The following is a 3,470-nucleotide window of genomic DNA, read 5'->3' as shown; positions in this document are numbered from 1 at the left end:
ACATCGCACCCATTAACTTGCGAACCGACGCACTTTCTTTGAAAACCCACACGCCAACCGCCATACCAATTAGCACATTGGTTGAAAGCAACACCGACGAAAGCCCCGATGAGAGCCCAGCGGTGATTGACCATGAAGCCATGCCCCAGATGCCCACACCAAACACAAAGCCATAACTAACTAAATAACGCCACGCGACATTCGGTCTTGCTACAAAAAATATCACCGGAATCACCGCTAGCGAGAAACGCGCGGCGGTTGCCAACAACGGATGAACATTGGTTACACCCATTTTGATCATCGAGAAATTGAATCCCCAAATTGCCATCACGAACACCGCTAACAACAAATCATTTCTTTTCATACTGACCCCTCCTTTGTTTTGAATGAGTATCCCTTGATCAATAAAACCAGTACAGATACAATTTTTACAATAAAAACCAGTACAGTTAACAACGGTCGTGACCATGAGCATCTACAGAAAGCTAGCCAATCAGTTTATTGATGAGATTGAAACGGGGAAAAGACCCGAAGGTGGACGCATGCCTTCGCTGCGTCAATTAGCTAAACAACAAGCCATCAGCATGTCGACCGTGGTGAGCTGCTACCAAGAACTGGAATCACAAGGCTGGATACACTCTCGACCGCAAGCAGGGTATTTTGTTTCTCCTCATAAACCTGCTCGTTCAACCCCAGAGTGGGCACAGTTTGAAAGTAAAGTGTCGAGCGTCAAGCTAACCTCATCGACTCACAGCTCAATCAATGGACCTTTAGGGGTGTCTAGCACCGCCAATGATGAACAGTCGATTGTTGAACTGGAACGCAGTTTTCGCCGCGCTATTCGGCGTATGAGCAGCAGGCTAAACCATTACCCAGATACACAAGGTGAGCCAATGTTACGTCAGGCATTATCCACTCACTTTGCCAAGCTCGATGTACACTTTTCACCTGAAGAGATGGTGATTACGGCAGGCTGTATGTCTGCGATTAAGGCTGCACTTGAATCGTGCACCAAAGAAGGCGACACCATCGCGATTAGTTCACCTTGTTTCAACGGCATTCTGGAGTTGCTCGGAAAGATGTCGCGACAAATCATCGAGATCCCATCTCTAGATGACGGTATCGACTTGCAACAATTAGAAGCACATTTGAAGAATAAACGAGTGGATGCCGCGATTTTTTGTACCTCTCATATGAACCCTCAAGGGATCAACATGTCGGCTAGTCAAAAACAAAAGCTTGCTGAATTAGCGAATCACTATCAAGTACCGATCATTGAAGATGATGTGTATCTGGAACTTTCTTATTCCTCACACACTCCACTCCCCGCGAAATACTACGACAAAGGCGGCTATGTACTATGGTGTGGTTCAATATCGAAAAGCTTGTCACCGAGTTACCGATTAGGATGGTGCTTACCAGGGAGGTTCATTAACGAATACAAGGCTCAGTTTTCTGCTGCAAGCTATGGCGTCGCCCTACCCACTCAGCTTGCAGTTGCTGACTTTATCGAATCTGGTCAATACGCAAAACACGTTAGAAGAAGGTGTACTCAGCTTCTCTCTTTGCGCCAGCAATACCTAAGTTATTTGGCTCAGCACCTTCCTCAAGGAGTAAAGATAAGTAACCCACAAGGTGGCATGGTACTTTGGCTACAAATACCAAATTTGAACCAATCAAGCTTTGCTCAGGCAGTTGCCGACCACAACATTGATATCAGGCTTGGGCACCTGTTTAGCACTCATGACCTTTACAGCAATTGCTTACGCATCAATATTGGTTACTCGTTAGAGGGAAAAGCCAAGCAGGAATTGAACGACTTAATCGAACTGATTCACGTTCATAGCTAATACGTTCCAGTTCTTAATACGTGCCAGTTCATGATACGCAGCTAGGACATCAAAGCTTTTCAGAATCGACTTTTTCATGGTCATTAGAACACCGAATTTTAATAGCCTTTTATCATAAAAAAGAAGGCTATCATTCCTATCTGATCTAGGTTAAAGCTCCGCACCGTAAGGAAAATGACTCGCTTCGATACCTTTAAATACTGAGTTTGCTAGCACATACAAAATTATGCAAACTGACTAATGACACATCACTTTTTAACTTCAATATACAACCGCCGGCGCTGGCGTTTTCCCGTATTTGAAGAGAATAATTATGAGTGATACAACAAAAAACAAACCACTACCTTCCTTTATCGAAGAACGCTTGAACTTCTATATTCAAGACCTCATTACCCAGAACCAAAGCCAAAAGCACTTGGTATTGGGTAAACGACCTCAGCGCAACGCCGTCGTGATGCAGAGCAATGATTACTTAGCACTGTCACACAACAAACCGATTCAAGACGCCCATCAAGCGGCGATTATCGAACACGATGACAACGTAGTGATGTCTGCAATTTTTTTACAAGATGAAGAGTCTAAACCTGCGTTTGAAACCGAGCTCGCGAACTATGTCGGAATGGAGAGCTGTTTGCTTTCTCAGTCAGGTTGGGCGGCCAATATTGGACTATTACAAACCATCTGCCCGCCGGACACATCGGTGTATATCGACTTTTTTGCCCATATGTCGCTATGGGAAGGCATTCGTGCCGCTGGCGGCATCGCCCACCCGTTTATGCATAACAATATGAATCACCTGCGTAAACAGTTAGAGCGCCACGGCTCAGGCGTTATTGTGGTCGATTCGGTTTACAGTACCATTGGGACCATCGCCCCACTACGCGACATCTACGAAATGGCGCAGGAGTTTGATTGTGCCGTCGTCGTTGATGAATCGCATTCATTGGGCACGCATGGGGAAAATGGTGCCGGCATAGTTCACGCATTGGGCCTTACAAAGCAAGTCGACTTCATCACCGTAAGTTTGGCTAAAACCTTTGCTTATCGTGCAGGCGCGATCCTTGGACCAAAACTACTTTCAGAAACCTTACCGTTTGTTGCTTATCCCGCGATTTTCAGCTCGACCGTGTTACCACAAGAGGTGGTCCGTTTAGAGAAAACATTAGAGGTAATCAAAAGTGCAGATGATAAACGACAGGCTCTGTTCCAGCGTGCTAAATCGTTGACTACGGGTCTAAAACGAATTGGCTTTAATATCCGCAGCGAATCTCAAATTGTGGCATTAGAATGTGGTAGTGAAAGAAACACTGAACGTGTTCGCGATTTCCTCGAAGAACGGAATGTGTTCGGTGCGGTGTTCTGCCGCCCCGCTACGGGCAAGAACAAGAACATCATCCGATTTTCAGTGAATGCCGATATGACACCACGAGACATTGACCATGTGCTCACCGTTTGTCACGAAGCGTACCATCACCCAGAGTTAGAGTTTGTATAACTCTGTACACACCAATTCTATAACTAACACAAACGGCAGGACTGAATAGACGCTATCATGTCGCGATACAAAAAGAGCCCAGCGAATTGCTGAGCTCTTTCTTGTGTTCATCTATTCATCTATTC

Annotated in this window: 3 protein-coding genes; 2 read left to right on the top strand and 1 reads right to left on the bottom strand. The window is 45.4% G+C overall.

The features are described 5' to 3' along the window. Nucleotides 1-364 (bottom strand): EamA family transporter (locus AB4589_RS21210; protein WP_372101641.1); only part of this gene is annotated, 364 nt, incomplete at its 3' end. Between the two features lie 103 nt (nt 365-467). Between AB4589_RS21210 and AB4589_RS21205 the strand changes: the two genes are divergently transcribed. Both AB4589_RS21205 and cqsA read left to right on the top strand, forming a co-directional pair. Next, entirely contained in the window at nt 468-1,850 is a 1,383-nt protein-coding gene (locus tag AB4589_RS21205; RefSeq protein WP_135384424.1) for a PLP-dependent aminotransferase family protein, read from the top strand. A 313-nt stretch (nt 1,851-2,163) separates the two neighbouring features. Then, on the top strand, nt 2,164-3,345 hold the full coding sequence (gene cqsA, locus AB4589_RS21200) for an alpha-hydroxyketone-type quorum-sensing autoinducer synthase (RefSeq protein ID WP_012604149.1): 1,182 nt from the start codon (nt 2,164-2,166) through the stop codon (nt 3,343-3,345). The last annotated feature ends 125 nt before the right edge of the window (nt 3,346-3,470 follow it).

This window comes from Vibrio sp. 10N.222.49.A3, assembly GCF_041475145.1.
Classification (GTDB): domain Bacteria; phylum Pseudomonadota; class Gammaproteobacteria; order Enterobacterales; family Vibrionaceae; genus Vibrio; species Vibrio tasmaniensis_A.
The sequence above is the reverse complement of the archived record's forward strand: the minus strand, read 5'-3'. Positions and strand labels throughout refer to the sequence as shown.

Excerpts from the sequence above, each read along its gene's own strand:
- AB4589_RS21205 (WP_135384424.1), top strand. The coding sequence starts at position 468 with ATGAGCATCTACAGAAAGCTAGCCAATCAGTTTATTGATGAGATTGAA.
- cqsA (WP_012604149.1), top strand. The coding sequence starts at position 2,164 with ATGAGTGATACAACAAAAAACAAACCACTACCTTCCTTTATCGAAGAA.